This is a genomic window from Pseudoalteromonas sp. Xi13, assembly GCF_003952205.1.
Taxonomy (GTDB): Bacteria; Pseudomonadota; Gammaproteobacteria; order Enterobacterales; family Alteromonadaceae; genus Pseudoalteromonas; species Pseudoalteromonas atlantica.
Map to the genome: position 1 here is coordinate 826,838 of NZ_CP034439.1, position 15,998 is coordinate 842,835.

The window sequence follows — 15,998 nt, forward strand, 5'->3', positions numbered from 1 at the left end:
GCAGCGAAATGATGCGATTTTTACTGGTATGTGTACTTATGTTGTGTGCCATGCCAAGTTGGGCTTCTATTACTGATTACGTTGTTAAGCAATGGAATATCAAAGATGGCTTGCCTTCGCAATCGCTAAAAAGTGTTGTGCAAGATCAGCAAGGCTATATGTGGGTCGGAACGCAATTTGGCCTTAGCCGCTTTGACGGCACAACGTTCACTAATTACAACACACAAAATAGTCCTTTTTTGCCAAGCAATGGTATTAATAAACTGCTCATAGATAGCAATGGCTATCTGTGGGTGGGCACTAAAAGTGGCTTGGTGGTCATAAACCCGCAAACGCTTGCCGCACAAGAATTTAATATTAAAGGCCCAGTTAGAGACATATTAGAAGATGCCAAGGGCAGCATTTGGATTGCAGCTAATGGGCTTTATTATGTAGACCGCAACCAAGTTGATTTACGTGATAAAGCGAACGAACTCGTTCCTATTGTAAATGCTACTGTGATCACCCAAATAGTGGGGTCGGTTAGTCAAATGGCGCTTTCTCCAGAGGGAATTTGGCTTGTCAACGACCGTCATTTACTACGCTTAACTAAAAGCGCCTCTGATTTTTCAAAACTCAGGTTGGAGTTAACAGCTAAGGTGTCATTGCCTGAGCGGTTAGCACAAACCATTGTTCATGATCTGTCTTTTTTAAATGGTAATTTATATTTAGCCTCTGAACTGGGTGCCTACTTTTTAGATTTAGATGATGAGCTAAGACCTTTTCCGCTGCCGAATGCGAATAACTCAGCTGTGTATAAATTTATGAGCGACACCAATGGTGGCTTATGGGTTTCTACGTATGGACGACTGCTTTTTAGAGCTAAGTCGGGTGAGTGGCAATGGGTTGAGCCAAGTCAGCTTGATCAAAGTATTTGGTTTGCCGATATTTACCGCGATAGCCAAAATAATATTTGGCTTGCAAGTTTTAGCGAAGGCTTATGGCTTGCACACGAAGGGCGTATAGAACGCCACTCTGCTTTATCGCAAATGACTGAGGCCGTTATGGCAATCAGCCAAGCGCCCGATGGTAATTTATGGGTGGCAAATAAAAGTGGTATTGGTTATTTCGATTTAAATAAAAACTTTGTCAATAAAATACCCAGCGCGCAATTTGGCCGTGCAACAGTACACGACTTACAGTTTGATGGCTCGCGTTTATATATAGCGACCGGACGAGGGCTGTTTTTTTACGAGCAAGATAAACTATACAGTTTTCCTGGCAGAGCGCTGCGCGACAATCCAGTATTTGCTATTAGCCCATCAAGCAAAGGCGGTTTTTGGATAGGTACAGGGCGTGGCTTGTATAGGCTGAGTTATGGCGGGTTAACACCCTTTGCATACAACGCCTTTTTAGGCAGTAAATTTATAACGTATGTGCTCGATAAAGCAAACTTTGGTGTAATCGGGACCAGTAAAGGGGCGTATTACTTTACTGACCGTGGCATTGAAAAAATAGGTGACCAAACCTCGCTCGAAAGTGCATACATCACCAGCGTATTACACATAGATGGTGTAGGTATTTTAATTGGCTCGCTTAATGACGGCTTATTTTACAGAAGCTTACAAGGGCATTGGCGACAGTTAGATGCAGCCAACGGCTTACCCTATGGCTCTATTTTTAGCCTAGAGTATGACGAAACTTATAAGCGTGTATGGGTAAGTACCATGAAAGGTGTTTACCGTATGCCAGTAGCGCAATTTAAATCAGAGGTGTCGAGCTTAAAAGTGGAAGAGGTTATTTCTTCTTTTGATAGGCAGCTCGATGGTAAAGCAAGCCAGTGTTGTAACGGTTTAGGACACGATGCCGTTGCCATGACCGATTATTCAATTTGGTACCCAAGCTTACAAGGCATTGTAGAAATACCTAAAAATACCGAGCTATTTGGCCTAAATGTATTAAAGCCTAAAGTAGAAACACTAACCACACCTCTGCGTGCATTAACTACCGCAGCATTGGGCGAAAAGCCTTTACTAGATACTGATGAGCGCGACATAACGTTAAAGTACACCGCCATCGATTATTATGCGCCAAATAGTATTGAGTTTAGATATAAGTTAAGTGGGTTAGATAGTGATTGGCGCTATGCTAATGCACGCCGAGAAGCCATTTATACAAATTTACCGGCGGGGTCATTTTTATTTGAGCTTGAGGCAAAACGCCAAGGCGAAGATTGGGACAGAGCGCAAACTGCCGAGTATGCATTTGTAGTACCGCAGCGCTTTGACGAAACTATTTACTTTAGATTGCTAATTGTTAGTGGGTTTATTTTACTGTTTTACTTTATTTTTTGGGTATTTAGAGCGCAAGAGCGCCGTAAGCAAGAAGTACTCGAAGCCCTGGTTACAGAGCGTACATTAGAGCTGCGCCAAGCTAACGATAAATTAGGCCAAGTAAACTCACAGCTTAAACTAGTTAGTCACTCAGATGAGCTTACAGGGCTACGTAGCCGCCGCTTTTTGTTTGATCAGCTCCCTAAAGATATTGAGCATTTCCAACGTAATGCGCAGTCTTTACAAGCGCAAGGTAAGTCACTTGTACTGCTTATTATCAACTTTGATAACTTTAGCCGTATAAACGATGCGTATGGCCCAATAGCAGGCGATAGCTGCTTACAACAAATGGCAGCACTACTTAATTCACGTACCCAAGGCTCTGACTATGTAGCACGCTGGAGTGGGGATGAGTTTTTATTATTGCTGCGCGATTTTAAGTGCAACATGATTGACAGCTATGCCTCTGATTTATGCCAAGCAATCGCATTAAATTCGTTTCAATTACCAAACGGTAAAACAACCAATATTACGGCTTCATTGGGGTGGTCTTTTTACCCGCTGCCACTTTTAGGTGGGCAAGTAATAAGCTGGGAAACGTCGATAAACTTAGCCGATATAGCGCTTCATCAGGTTAAAAAACGCGGTGGTGACGGTGTGGCAAATATTACGTTTGATAAACAGTTAGATGCGTTTGAGTTTGAGCAAAATTCGAATGTAGATCAGCAGCTGGGTATTTTACAAAGTAATGGCTTAGCAGATATTAAAGTGTGGATGCGATAATGCCCAACCTACAAAAGTAGGCTAGGCATGGTGAGGGTAACGCTATTTAATTACTGGTTTAGCCACGCTGGTAAAATAGCCACTGACTCAGGAGCACTAAATGCCATACTTGCATCGGCACTTATATCTCCCCCTGCGGTACTTAAAATATTATTAAAGCGCATAACTACGTTGTTAGACTTTTCGGCAACGTATAAATCGGTTCCGCTATACATAATATCAACAGGGTTTCCTAATAATGTATTGGGCCCGCTAATCGTCGCGCTTATATTAACTAACCCCGAGGCATTTGCGGTATTATTTAATACATAAATTTTGCCATCGTCAGCAACGGCTGCGCTGCCTACATCAGAAAGTATTAACGCACCACTTAATGAGTCGTAATCTATTCCATGAATATTGGTAGGTCCTGCTAGTGCTTGTGAATTATTGGCAGGTGTAATTAATCTATCTTCTGTACTTATTGTGGTCTCGCCACTTAGTAGCTTATTTTTAACTTGATCAAATACCGCTACAGTGCCATTAGTTAGCGCAACAAAAGCGCGGTCAGTGTTACTGTCGTAATCAACATCCCACGGGCGTGCATTATTGGCAAAAGTTAAGGTCATAAGAGGCGATACATCGCCGGTGGCACAGCTTGAAAATATAGCAATGCTCGGCGTGGTTTCATTATTTTCAGCCACCAAAATCATTCCACTATCGGAGGCAATATCTAATCCTTTAGGTGAAATAAGGCCTGTATTGCTTCCTGAAATCAGTCTATCTTGGCTGGCGTTAAATGTTTCGCCATCACGGTTATAAGCCACTTTAGTAGAGATGACGATTCCGCCCATTCCTGTACTGGCATTATCGAATGTTGCGTAGCTATTACCTGCTTTATCAAAGCTAACGCTTTCTATTGTTTGGCTTGCATTATAGCTTGCAAGTTCGCTACTTAATGTTGTATTTAAACGGCTAATTTGGCCTGTTGTATCACCCGCAGAGCTTGGATTACTGGATACGGCTACGCCTAATAGCACCATATTAGGCTCAGTACTATCTGATATATCAGCCATTGAGCTTTGAGTTAGCGTGTTAGTAATTGACTCTGGCTTAGTAGACGCAGTACTTAAATCGGGCGCTATATCGCCACTTTCACCGGCAAATATATTACTAAACACTAAAATTGCATCGTTTGATTTTTCGGCCACACGTAAATCGCTACCCTCAAGGGTAATATCTACAGGGTTGCCTAACATAGTCGCAGGGCCTGAAATACTGCGTGCAACAGATGTATTACCTTGCGCAGTTGAGGCATTATTTATAACAAAAAGCGCGCCATCGGTAGCATCTGATGCGCTACCAACATCCGATAAAATAAGTTTATTGGTGGTTTCATCATAAACAATACCGTGAATATTTACCGATATTTGCACACCATCGGCATCGCTTGGTGTAATAGTACGACTTGGCATAGCGGTAAATTCACCGCTTACAAAATTATCATAAACCGCGACATCACCGTTGGTAAGTGCTACATAAAGTCGGTCGTTTACGTGGTCATAATCAACATCCCACGGGGCGGCTTCGGTAACAGTGGTAGCAAGCGGCGCGGCATCTCCCGCTGCAGCACTGCCAAATGTGGTAATTTGCATGGCACCAAAATCAGCTATAAATATCAGCCCGCTATTTTTTGCAATCGCTATGCCCTTAGGATTAACCAGTGTAGTGGCAGGGCCTGTAATTTCACGGTCTTGATTAGTGCTAAAGCTTGCACCATCATCGCGATTGGCAAGTTGGCATATAGTTTTAATGCTACCATTTTCGCTGTCGCTTGCTTGTATTAAATTACCGAGGCTATCAAAGGCTACGCCTTCATTTGCAGTGGTATTAAAGGTTTTTAATTTGGCAGCGTTCTGGTTTATTAAATCAACAGTGCCTGCGTTTTGCTCACCGTTATTAGCTAAAATAAACGTGGCAGCACTAAAGCCGGGGTTACCGTTTGTGCCATCGCTTCCATCTTGACCATCTACTCCCGGCGTACCGGCTAAACCGTTTTCTCCATCATCACCGCTACACCCTGAAATACCAAGTACTATCCCAAGCGCTAATGCTGAAAAACAAAGGGGGCGTTTAAGTGAACTGTTTTGTGTATGAAGGTGAGTTAAATTAGCTTTTTTCATCATTTTTACCTTTTAATATTCCATCAAATGAAAGTAAATAACGTGCCTGTTTATACTCCTCAGTACGTACTATTTACTGTGTTAACCTCATAGGGATAACGCGTAGAAATACACATTGGATGCAAATATTTAAAAATAAAAAACAAAAAAGGAGCCATCGGGCTCCCTTTAAAAACTAGCTAGCAAAAATAATTAAGCGATAAACGATTTTATTGAATTTAAAATGCCTTGTTCACCTAAGCCCATTTCATCGTGCATTTGCGCTTGTGTGCCGTGCTTAATAAATTCATCAGGAATACCTAAGTTAAGCACTTTTAGATTGGCTTTTTGCGCTGCTAAATATTCATTAACCGCTGAGCCTGCGCCACCACAAATAGCGTTGTCTTCAAGCGTTACTATTACATCATGAGTTTGGCTAAGCTCATCTAATAAACTTGTATCAAGTGGCTTAATAAAGCGCATATTAACTAGCGTTGCCCCTAGCTCATTTGCAGCAAGTTGCGCGTTTTCAAGCAAAGTACCAAAGGATAAAATAGCAATTTTAGCACCTTGCTTAATGGTATTGGCTTTGCCTATTTCTAGTAGCGTCATTTCGCTTTGAATATCGGCAGTACCGGCACTACCACGAGGGTAGCGAACTGCTACAGGGCAATTAGCCTTATAACCGGTATAAAGCATATGGCGGCACTCGTTAGTATCACTTGGGGCCATAATAACCATGTTTGGAATACAGCGCATAAAGCTTAAGTCGTACGCACCTTGGTGTGTTTCGCCGTCGGCGCCTACAATACCAGCGCGGTCTATAGCAAAAAGCACAGGTAAGTTTTGCAGTGCAACATCATGGATAAGTTGATCATACGCACGTTGTAAAAAGCTCGAGTAAATAGCTACAACGGGTTTTAACCCTTCACAGGCAAAACCGGCGGCCAATGTGACAGCGTGCTGCTCTGCTATGGCTACATCGAAATACTGCTCTGGGTGCTCTTTTGAAAAGCGCACCATACCTGAGCCTTCACGCATTGCCGGGGTAATAGCCATTAATTTTTTATCTTGCTCGGCCATATCACACAACCAATCACCAAACACCTTAGAGAAAGTGGCGGCACCAGGTTTAGATTTAGGTAAGCTTGATGTATTAGGGTCAAACTTTGGCACACCGTGATAGCCAATAGGATCAGCTTCTGCGGGTTTATAGCCTTTTCCTTTTTGGGTTTTTATATGTAAAAGCTGAGGCCCTTTTAAATTACGCATATTACGCAGTGTATCTACGAGCATATTTACATCGTGGCCATCAATTGGGCCAATGTAATTAAGACCTAGTTCTTCAAAAAAGGTACCTGGAATAACCATTCCTTTTAGGTGCTCTTCTACTTTACTGGCAAGCTCTTTAACAGGAGGCACGCCAGAGAGTAACTTTTTACTGCCTTCGCGAATATTTGTGTAAAAGCTGCCAGATAAAATACGCGCAAAGTGATTAGTTAACGCACCGACGTTTTCAGAAATCGACATTTCGTTATCATTTAAAATGATTAACATGTCAGATTTTACATCGCCCAAGTGGTTCATGGCTTCAAATGCCATACCTGCTGTAATGGCGCCATCGCCTATAACGGCAACAGTTTTGCGGCCTTTACCTTCTTTTTGAGCCGCAATAGACATACCAAGTGCTGCCGAAATAGAGGTACTTGAATGGCCTACGCTAAAGGTATCGTATTGGCTTTCTTCACGAAAAGGGAATGGATGCAATCCGTCTTTTTGACGAATTGTATGCATTAAATCGCGTCGTCCCGTTAAAATTTTGTGCGGGTACGCTTGATGGCCTACATCCCATACAAGGCGATCTTCTGGTGTGTTATACACATAATGTAGAGCAACGGTAAGCTCAACAGTTCCTAAACCAGACGCTAAATGGCCGCTACTTTGCGAAACAGAGTTGAGTAAATAGTCTCGTAACTCGTTGCTAAACGCAGGAAGTTTATCTTGCGCTATATCGCGTAAGTGGGCTGGTTCGTCAACCAAGTTAAGTAATGGATACTTGCTACTATCAAGTGTCATGGTATTTATTTTATCCTTCGCTAACACCGGTGCTAACTTATTAGTTGTTACCGCTGTTGAGTAATAATGTCAGTGCTAAATGGCAATACGTATATGTAACACTCAATGGTCACGTTTAATCAGGTAGTTTGCCAGCGCCGCTAGAGTAGAGGTATCAGCATCTATTTTGTTTAATGCTTGATGCGCTTGCTCTATTAAATTTTGCGCCATTTGCTTGGCACCTTGCATACCTAATAGGGCCGGATAAGTTGCTTTATTAGCAGCTAAATCAGAGCCTTGTGGCTTACCTAAAGTAAATGTGTCACCTTCAACATCTAAAATGTCGTCGTGCACTTGAAATGCCAGCCCTATAGCATACCCAAAAACACGTAAGTTTTCTAAGGTTTGTTTGTCTGCTTTTTCGCTACATAATGCACCCAATGTAATGGCACAGTTGATTAAGGCACCCGTTTTTAATTTATGAATTCGTTCAAGCTGTTGTACTGTAATCACTTTATCTGTGGCTGCAATATCTAGCCCTTGCCCGCCTACCATGCCTTCAAGCCCCGATGCTTTAGCCAGTGCGCTGATCATTTTTACTTGTGTTGATGCGCTGCAGGTAAAATTGTGAGCCGAGATAAGCTCAAAGGCTAATGTTTGTAGTGCATCGCCTGCTAAAATTGCATGCGCATCGTCAAACTCTATATGGCAAGTTGGGCGTCCACGGCGAAGGTCGTCATCATCCATGGCTGGTAAATCATCGTGTACCAACGAGTAGCTATGAATACACTCAATAGCAGCAGCAAGAATATCTAAATCTTGCTTATTAGCTCCGAGCATTTCACCACTTGCGTAGACTAAAAAGGGGCGTAAACGCTTGCCACCGTTAAATAAGCCGTACTGCGTAGCTTCTTTTACTGTGTGTGCGGTATCAAGGGGTTGATCAAAGTACTGTTGCAGGGTCTTTACGACATCTTGTTGAGCACATTCTATTTTTTCTTGTATGCTCACGGTTATTCCATATCGTTGTTAAATGAAGTAAGCGCTGCTTTTTCGTCATTACCCATCAAAATAGACACTTTTTGTTCTGCTTGTTGTAACTTACCCGTTGAGGCGTTAGCTAAGGCTATACCACGCTCAAATTGCTTTAACGACTGCTCAAGCGATAAATCACCTTGTTCCATTTCACCGACAATGGTTGATAGTTCTTCGAGTGCTTGTTCAAAACTTAGGTTTTCAGGTTTTTTAGTCGCCATGTTTAATTTCAGCCAGCATGATAAATTTAGGAGCCAATTTTAGGGGGAATGCTAAACTAGGTCAAAGGATGATCGTTGTTTTTTGAGTTATATCAGTTTAAATCGTATTTTTACCATGTATAAGATGCGTATTAGTGCTCACTGTGTACAATAAAATTAATCAGTCGCTAGGCGAGTAGGGTATCTTGATCTAAAATTAGGCCAAACACAGTGTTTTACACTTTTTTCAAAAATGGCTTAAGTATTTCAGTATCTTGCCGATAAGCAGTTAATAATAAAAGTTTGAATAACAAAGTATAATACTTTGGAGGAAATGTGGATTTAGCAACCATAATTGGGATCCTTGGCGCAATTGGTTTAATTGTCATGTCCATGTTTATGAGTAGTAGCGGTGAAATGGGGATGTTTGCCGATGCGCCTTCTAGTGTAATTGTATTTGGTGGCTCACTATTTATTGTGTTATCAAACTTTACCTTGTCGCAGTTTTTGGGCATAGGTAAAGTTGTTGGTAAAGCATTTGTGTTTAAAATCGAATCGCCAGAAGAGCTGATTGAAAAAGCAGTTGAACTTGCTGATTCAGCCCGTAAAGGGGGGTTTTTAGCCCTCGAAGAAGCCGAAATACCAAACCCTTTTATGCGCAAAGGTGTAGATATGCTCGTTGATGGCCACGATGCTGATGTAGTTCGTGCCACGCTTCAAAAAGACATTTCTTTAACCACAACTCGTCACGAACTGGGCGCCGGTTTATTTAAGTCACTTGCCGATATAGCCCCAGCAATGGGTATGATAGGAACGTTAATAGGCTTAGTTGCTATGTTATCTAACATGGATGACCCTAAAGCCATTGGCCCCGCAATGGCGGTGGCATTATTAACTACTTTATATGGTGCATTTTTAGCAAATGTAGTGGCTATTCCTATTCAGGTTAAACTTGAGCTTCGTAAAGACGAAGAGGCCATGAACCAGCGTCTAATACTGGATGCTATTTTAGGTATTCAAGATGGCCAAAACCCGAAAGTAATTGAAGGTATTTTGAAAAACTACCTTGCTGAGTCTAAGCGCAAAGTAGATACCGAGGAGTAACCATGTCTGATCAAGAGTGCAAATGCCCACCCCCAGGTTTGCCTGCTTGGATGGGAACATTTGCCGACTTAATGTCGCTTTTAATGTGCTTTTTTGTACTTTTGCTCGCGTTTTCAGAAATGGATGTACTTAAATTTAAGCAAATAGCAGGCTCGATGAAGTTTGCATTTGGTGTGCAAAACAAAATAGAAGTAAAAGATATCCCTAAAGGGACCTCGGTTATTGCTATGGAATTTACCCCTGGTAAGCCTGAACCTACCCCGATAGAAACCATTCAGCAACAAACGGTTGAAATGACCCAGCAAATGTTAGAGTTTCAAGCGGGTGATGAAAGCTCTGCTGGTGGTAGACAAGAGCAACGTGGCGATAAACGTGGTGGCGAGTCACGTAGTACATCGCAGCAGCAATCTTCAGAGCAAGCAACTTCAGCCGCCGATCAAGAACAAACTAACGAGTTAGTGAAAAAAATAGCGCAACAGCTCGAAAAACAAATTATCGACGGTGCAATCGAGCTTGAATCTTTAGGGCAGCAAATCATTATTCGTATCCGTGAAAATGGCTCATTTCCCTCTGGCAGTGCTTTTTTACAACCTAAGTTTAAGCCCATAATTCAAGATATTGGTGAGTTATTAAAAGATGTACCTGGTGAAATTACGGTATCGGGTCACACCGATGATTTTCAGGTTTCTAACGAGTTATATATTAATAACTGGGACTTATCGTCAAAGCGTGCTGTAGCAGTAGCAAGCGAATTACAAACGGTACAAGGGTTTGATAAAAACCGTATGATGGTAGTAGGGCGTGCTGATACTCGTCCACTTGTGCCGAATGATTCAAACGAAGATAGACGCCGAAATCGCCGAGTAGAAATATCAATCTTACAAGGTAAGGCTAAAGAGTCAGACCCTATTGATGTGCGCTAGGCTAGTAGCGGGCGCTAATTTCTCTAATTAAGTTTCTTTTTAAGGTACTTAATCGCCTAAGTATCTTGGCAAGTTCATTATTTTAGCTTAAAGTACATTTCCTTAACATATGTAATGGATGTGCTGTGAAAGTTATAATTAAATATTGTGATATGCCAGGTAATGGTGATGGTACCGACGACGATACAAAAGAAAAATAAGGTAAAACATTTTGCCTGATTGGTTTTTGTATTTCGTTAGTATTTTAAGTAAAAGCTGGGTCTTTATGCTAAGCCCGGCTCTTTTAATATTTTTTATATTTAAAGATTACTTAGCCTTTAGGTTTGCATTACTGACCGTCGCTTTTTTCTTCTTTGGGGGGATAACAGCCTCTAGCTTGAGAGAGTTTGACGATATTTATATCTATCGTTATTTAGTATGGGCGGCTACCGATATTATATGGATGGCGTTAATAGCTTATTGGGGAATAAAAGATAAAGTTTATTTATGGCAATGCGTTATTGGTCAGTTAGTGGTTATTGGCGCACCTATATTACAATTATTCAGATTAGTTGACCGTCACCTTTGGGATTTGGCGTACAGCACCATTATTTACAAAACGTTAATGCCCTTTATCAACATTGGCACCGTCATAGTGTGTTATTTACCTTTAATTATGCTTTTCGCTAAAAAAAGTAATACCCCCTCAAAAATAGAAAGCGCTCCACCTTCTAAATAGCTGTGCTAAACTACTGTTCATATAAACAGTTAATGAGCAACTCCCATGAAACTCTATATCGCAGAAAAGCCATCACTTGGCAGAGCTATTGCTGATGCATTGCCAAAACCACATAAAAAACACGATGGTTATATAGAAGTGGCTAATGGTGACTGTGTCTCGTGGTGTATAGGGCACTTACTAGAGCAAGCTGAACCTGATGATTATGATGCGCGTTTTAAAAAGTGGCAATTTGAACACCTCCCCATAGTGCCAGAACAATGGCAGCTCAAGGCAAAAACGAAAACGCGTAAACAATTAACTATTTTAAAAAAGCTAATTAAGCAGGCATCAGTACTCGTGCATGCGGGCGATCCCGATCGCGAAGGCCAATTGTTGGTTGATGAAGTCATAGAGCAAGCCAAAATAAGTAAAACCAAAAAGCAAAGCATTCAGCGTTTACTTATAAGTGATTTAAATTTAGCGGCGGTAAAAAAAGCGCTTACGACTATGCGTTCAAATCGTGAATTTATTCCGCTTAGTGTGTCGGCGCTTGCGCGTTCACGTGCAGATTGGCTATTTGGTATGAACCTTACGCGTGCTTATACGCTGGCGGGTCAAAAAGCAGGCTTTGGCAATGTGTTGTCGGTGGGTCGCGTACAAACCCCAATTTTAGGTTTAGTGGTTAACCGGGATAACGAAATAGCTAACTTTGTGTCAAAACCATTTTATGAAGTGTTGGCGCATTTAATAACCCCTGAGCAGCAAAGCTTTGTGGCCAAGTGGGTACCAAGCAAAGCCTGCGAGCCGTACCAAGATGAAGAGGGCCGCGTTTTAAATAATGCATTAGCCGAAAACGTCGCCTCGCGAATAGCCAATCAACCAGCTGAAGTCACTGCGCTCGAACAAAAACAAAAAAAACAAAGCGCGCCGCTGCCTTATAATTTATCGGCACTGCAGATAGATGCTGCAAAGGCATTTGGTATGGCAGCTCAGCAAGTACTCGATATTTGCCAAACGCTTTATGAGCGTCATAAGTTAATTACTTACCCTCGTTCTGATAATCGTTATTTGCCTAAAGAGCATCATTTAGATGCGCCTGCAATTTTAAAAGCAATTGCAGCTAATGGCGGTCAAAATACTGAGTTTGTGAATGGGGCAGACGCTAAAAAACGCAGCAAATGTTTTAACGATGCAAAAGTGGCTGCGCACCATGCAATTGTACCTACCGCCAAACAACTAAAAACAGTGACTTTGGCGGCTGATGAAGCAAAAGCATATCAACTTATTAGTAGGCATTACTTAATTCAGTTTTACCCCGATTATATTTATAACGAAACTAAAGTAGAGGTAACAATTGCGGGAGGTTTATTTAAAGCCAATGCAAAGCAAGATGTAAGCTTAGGGTTTAAGGTATTAATGGGCAAAGCCGAGCTAAAAGATGAAGCAACCTTGCCTCATTTAACAAAAGGCATGGCGCTTAACTGCACTAAAGGTGAAGTGGTAGAAAAACACACTACGCCACCGTCTCATTTTACTGATGCAACATTGCTAAGTGCCATGACCGGCATTAGTCGTTATGTAAAAGATTCACAAATTAAAAAAATACTCAAAGAGACCGATGGGCTAGGAACAGAGGCAACCCGCGCAGGCATTATTGAATTATTATTTAGGCGTCGTTTTTTAAAGCGCGAAGGTAAATCAATTAAAGCAACACAAACAGGCTTGGCACTTATTAGTGTTTTACCAGAGGGCTTAGCTAGCCCCGATTTGACCGCTAAATGGGAGGCGAGTTTAGGCAACATTGCTCAACAAGCAATGAGCTACCAGCAATTTTTACAACCACTGCTGGTGGAGCTTGAAGGTTTTGTACAGCAAGCAGCTAGTTGTGATAGCCATGTATTTTCAAAGCTACCTAAAACGCCACCTAAAAAGCGCTTTGCTAAGGGTGGTAAAAAAGCACCATTTAAAAAATCAAATTATAAAAAGAGCTCAGCAACCACTTAATCGCTGAGCTCTCAAATACGCTTATTTTTTATTAAATAACGCGACTGCAGCGTTACTCATGGCTTTTATACCGGTCGGTAATGCTACTTTATAATCTGGCGCAAATTTACTTGAGTGTAATGAGGGAAGTGTTCGGTTACTTTTCATCGCATTTTTATATTGCTGCTGGTTTACTCCACCTAACCAAAATAACGTAATAGGAATGTTTTCATCAGTTCTACCGTACAGTCCAAAATCTTCACCAGCCATAACCGCTTTTGTCTCAAGTACATTAGTTTCGCCAATTGCATCAGCAATAGCACTCCTAACAATATTAGTTTGCTGAGGGTTATTGTAAGTAGATGGAATAGATTCATCTTCATGAACGTGAACAACAGGGTAGTGTGACTCAGTAAGGCCAGCACTTTGAGCAATACCCGCTGTTATACGTTTTATTGCTGCTATTTGCGCCGTACGTACCTCTGGGTTGTAGCTTCTAAGCGTAAGCTGTAGTTTTACTTCATCGGAAATCACATTATGCTTTGAGCCACCATGAATAGAGCCCACAGTCACAACGGAAGGCTCAAGTGGAGAAAGCTCGCGGCTTGTGATTGTTTGTAATGCTAATACCGTACGCGCCGCAATAACAACAGGGTCTACGGTTGTGTGCGGGTAGGCGCCGTGTCCGCCTTTACCTTTTATAGTTATATCTACTGAATCAACACTTGCCATGGTGTATTCGTTTTTCATTGATACCTTACCCGCAGGCACGCTGGCACTAACATGCAGCGCAATAACATGATCAGGCTTAGCATATTTACTAAATAAGCCTTCACTTAACATGGCTTTTGCTCCACCGCCAACTTCTTCTGCAGGTTGCGCAACCATCATTAACGTTCCTTGCCACTTATCTTTATGGGCAATAAGTTGCTCAGCAGTACCAATAAACGAGCTCATATGTATATCGTGGCCACAGCCATGCATTACACCTACTTTATTCCCATGCTCATTGGTCACTTGTACTTTAGATGCATAAGGTTTACCGGTTTGCTCTGTGATTGGTAGGCCATCGGTATCAGTACGAATCATTATTGTAGGGCCGGTGCCATTTTTATAAATCCCTACCACACCATAGCCGCCCACATTATCTGTTACGTCAAACCCAAGGTTTGTTAATTGCGCTGCTATTTTTTGGCCAGTTTCTTGTTCGTGATATGAAAGCTCTGGAGATTGATGTAAGTCGAGGTAAAACTTTTCAATAGCTGGCATACTCTTAGTTAAATCTAAGCTTAGTGACTTAGCGAAAGTAAGTGGGCTTGCTATCATTAATGCTGCAGCTAGATAGGTGATTTTCATGTTTTCCCTCATTATTTGAAAGTATTTAATACTTGTATTTATTATGTTCGTCTCCATATAAAAACCTAAATAAATGAATATGGCAATTAATTCAATGAGCAACATAGTTAGTATCAACGCACAAAACCTTCAGCAAGTACTCGGTGAAACATCACAACAAAAGTTGGTGCTGCTTAACTTCCACTCACCACAAAGTCCTGAGTGTATTAGCCAAATCGGTATATTAGAAAATTTAGCTACGCAATATAAAGACCATATTGTAGTGGCTAATCTTGATTGTGACGCAGAACAAGCACTCGCCTCGCAATTAGCGCAGCAGGTTGGCTTGCAAACCTTACCTACACTTGTGTTGTTAAAAGATTCAGCTCCAGTAGATTTATTAGCGGGTGCACAAACAGACACGCAAATTCGCGAAGCCCTGAGTAAGCATTTACCAGCGCAACAGGACCTACTTCTTGAACAAGCAAAACAAGCATTATTAAAGTCGGATCTAAATGCTGCATTTAATTACGCAAAGCAAGCGTATGAAATAGACAGTGCAAACGCACGTATAAAGCTTGTGTTAGCCGATATATGCATTCAAATACACAAGTTAGATGATGCGCAAGCACTCATTGATACAATTGACGCCCAAGAGCAAGATGCTTATTTTCATAATATAAAAGCTAAATGCGAAGCGGCTCTAGAAGCTACCGACTCGCCAGAGATAAAAGAAAAGCAATCTCAAGTAGAAAAGTACCCAAATGATTTAGACCTGAAAATAGAGCTAAGCCAATTGCTAAATGATGCAGGACGAAAAGAAGAAGCACTCGAAACACTCTTCAGCGTACTTAAAAAGGATCTTAACTTTAATGACGCTAAAGCAAGCTTTTTAGCAATTATCGCTTCTCTACCAGATGGAGATGCACTTGCAGCAAAATACAGAAGAAAGCTTTATAGTATTTTGTATTAATACGCGCAGTTAATAAATTAACTTAAAAGCACCTTATAGGTGCTTTTTGCGTTTTATACATCGTTATATTTAAAACAAACTGGGCTTTACATATAGGTTTAGTTTGTTTTTTGTACTGTTTTTGGCTCGTTAGAGTGAAAAATACACGAAAGAGCTTTTATTTATAGTTTTTATTAAAAAACGCTTGCGTAAAAATCCGTTCTCCCTATAATGCGACCCCACTGAGACGGCAGAGCGCAACGCATAGCGAGGCACGAGCTACTCAGTGAGTTGAGTAAAACTTAGTTTTAAAAACTTTCAAGTTTAACAAAATTAAGTGTTGACAAAAAAATAGGAAAGCGTAAGATGCGCAGCCCTAGCGAGATAAAGTTTAACGCTTTAATCGCAACGTTCTTTAACAATATAAAGCAATCATCTGTGTGGGCACTCGTACAGATTGAGTTCTAACAGCCAA

11 protein-coding genes are annotated in these 15,998 nt (G+C 41.3%); 6 read left to right on the plus strand and 5 right to left on the minus strand.

From position 1 onward, the window contains the following. The first annotated feature begins 8 nt into the window (after window positions 1–8). Window positions 9–3,095, plus strand: coding sequence for a ligand-binding sensor domain-containing diguanylate cyclase (locus tag EJ103_RS03730; protein ID WP_126006119.1), 3,087 nt, complete (start codon window positions 9–11; stop codon window positions 3,093–3,095). Window positions 3,096–3,145: 50 nt separating this feature from the next. Here the strand turns inward: EJ103_RS03730 and EJ103_RS03735 are convergent, their stop codons facing one another. The 4 genes from EJ103_RS03735 to EJ103_RS03750 form a co-directional block, all read right to left on the minus strand. Next, a complete protein-coding gene (locus EJ103_RS03735) occupies window positions 3,146–5,257 on the minus strand; it encodes a hypothetical protein (protein WP_126008710.1) in 2,112 nt (703 codons plus the stop codon). 192 nt (window positions 5,258–5,449) lie between these two features. Continuing rightward, window positions 5,450–7,312: a 1-deoxy-D-xylulose-5-phosphate synthase gene (gene dxs / locus EJ103_RS03740; protein WP_029773765.1), complete on the minus strand. Its 1,863-nt coding sequence runs from the start codon at window positions 7,310–7,312 to the stop codon at window positions 5,450–5,452. A 102-nt stretch (window positions 7,313–7,414) separates the two neighbouring features. Continuing rightward, window positions 7,415–8,302 carry a (2E,6E)-farnesyl diphosphate synthase gene (gene ispA, locus EJ103_RS03745; protein ID WP_126006121.1) on the minus strand — a complete coding sequence of 296 codons (888 nt, stop codon included), beginning with the start codon at window positions 8,300–8,302 and terminating at the stop codon, window positions 7,415–7,417. Window positions 8,303–8,304: 2 nt separating this feature from the next. Next, a complete protein-coding gene (locus EJ103_RS03750; protein ID WP_004586873.1) occupies window positions 8,305–8,547 on the minus strand; it encodes an exodeoxyribonuclease VII small subunit in 243 nt (80 codons plus the stop codon). A 315-nt stretch (window positions 8,548–8,862) separates the two neighbouring features. On the opposite strand from EJ103_RS03750, the gene pomA reads away from it, so the two are divergent. The 4 genes from pomA to EJ103_RS03770 all read left to right on the plus strand — a co-directional run bounded on the left by pomA (window position 8,863) and on the right by EJ103_RS03770 (window position 13,257). Further along, window positions 8,863–9,630, plus strand: a complete 768-nt coding sequence (gene pomA, locus EJ103_RS03755) for a flagellar motor protein PomA (RefSeq protein ID WP_126006123.1) — start codon at window positions 8,863–8,865, stop codon at window positions 9,628–9,630. A gap of 2 nt (window positions 9,631–9,632) precedes the next feature. Then, complete coding sequence (locus EJ103_RS03760) at window positions 9,633–10,553, plus strand: flagellar motor protein MotB (RefSeq protein ID WP_004586875.1); 921 nt, start codon at window positions 9,633–9,635, stop codon at window positions 10,551–10,553. Window positions 10,554–10,764: 211 nt separating this feature from the next. Continuing rightward, the gene (locus EJ103_RS03765) at window positions 10,765–11,271 is read left to right on the plus strand and encodes a hypothetical protein (protein ID WP_126006125.1); all 507 of its coding nucleotides are present in this window, start codon (window positions 10,765–10,767) and stop codon (window positions 11,269–11,271) included. Between the two features lie 45 nt (window positions 11,272–11,316). Then, window positions 11,317–13,257, plus strand: a complete 1,941-nt coding sequence (locus EJ103_RS03770) for a DNA topoisomerase III (RefSeq protein ID WP_126006127.1) — start codon at window positions 11,317–11,319, stop codon at window positions 13,255–13,257. A gap of 21 nt (window positions 13,258–13,278) precedes the next feature. Here EJ103_RS03770 and EJ103_RS03775 read toward each other — a convergent pair whose 3' ends face one another. Continuing rightward, window positions 13,279–14,592, minus strand: a complete 1,314-nt coding sequence (locus tag EJ103_RS03775; RefSeq protein ID WP_126006129.1) for an amidohydrolase — start codon at window positions 14,590–14,592, stop codon at window positions 13,279–13,281. Window positions 14,593–14,686: 94 nt separating this feature from the next. On the opposite strand from EJ103_RS03775, the gene EJ103_RS03780 reads away from it, so the two are divergent. After that, window positions 14,687–15,544 carry a tetratricopeptide repeat protein gene (locus EJ103_RS03780; protein ID WP_126006130.1) on the plus strand — a complete coding sequence of 286 codons (858 nt, stop codon included), beginning with the start codon at window positions 14,687–14,689 and terminating at the stop codon, window positions 15,542–15,544. Window positions 15,545–15,998: the final 454 nt, after the last annotated feature.

Bases quoted from the DNA above. Each gene is read 5' to 3' on its own strand.
- EJ103_RS03730 (WP_126006119.1), top strand. From the start codon at position 9: ATGATGCGATTTTTACTGGTATGTGTACTTATGTTGTGTGCCATGCCA.
- EJ103_RS03735 (WP_126008710.1), bottom strand. From the start codon at position 5,257: ATGAAAAAAGCTAATTTAACTCACCTTCATACACAAAACAGTTCACTT.
- dxs (WP_029773765.1), bottom strand. From the start codon at position 7,312: ATGACACTTGATAGTAGCAAGTATCCATTACTTAACTTGGTTGACGAA.
- EJ103_RS03750 (WP_004586873.1), bottom strand. From the start codon at position 8,547: ATGGCGACTAAAAAACCTGAAAACCTAAGTTTTGAACAAGCACTCGAA.
- EJ103_RS03760 (WP_004586875.1), top strand. From the start codon at position 9,633: ATGTCTGATCAAGAGTGCAAATGCCCACCCCCAGGTTTGCCTGCTTGG.
- EJ103_RS03770 (WP_126006127.1), top strand. From the start codon at position 11,317: ATGAAACTCTATATCGCAGAAAAGCCATCACTTGGCAGAGCTATTGCT.
- EJ103_RS03775 (WP_126006129.1), bottom strand. From the start codon at position 14,592: ATGAAAATCACCTATCTAGCTGCAGCATTAATGATAGCAAGCCCACTT.
- EJ103_RS03780 (WP_126006130.1), top strand. From the start codon at position 14,687: ATGAGCAACATAGTTAGTATCAACGCACAAAACCTTCAGCAAGTACTC.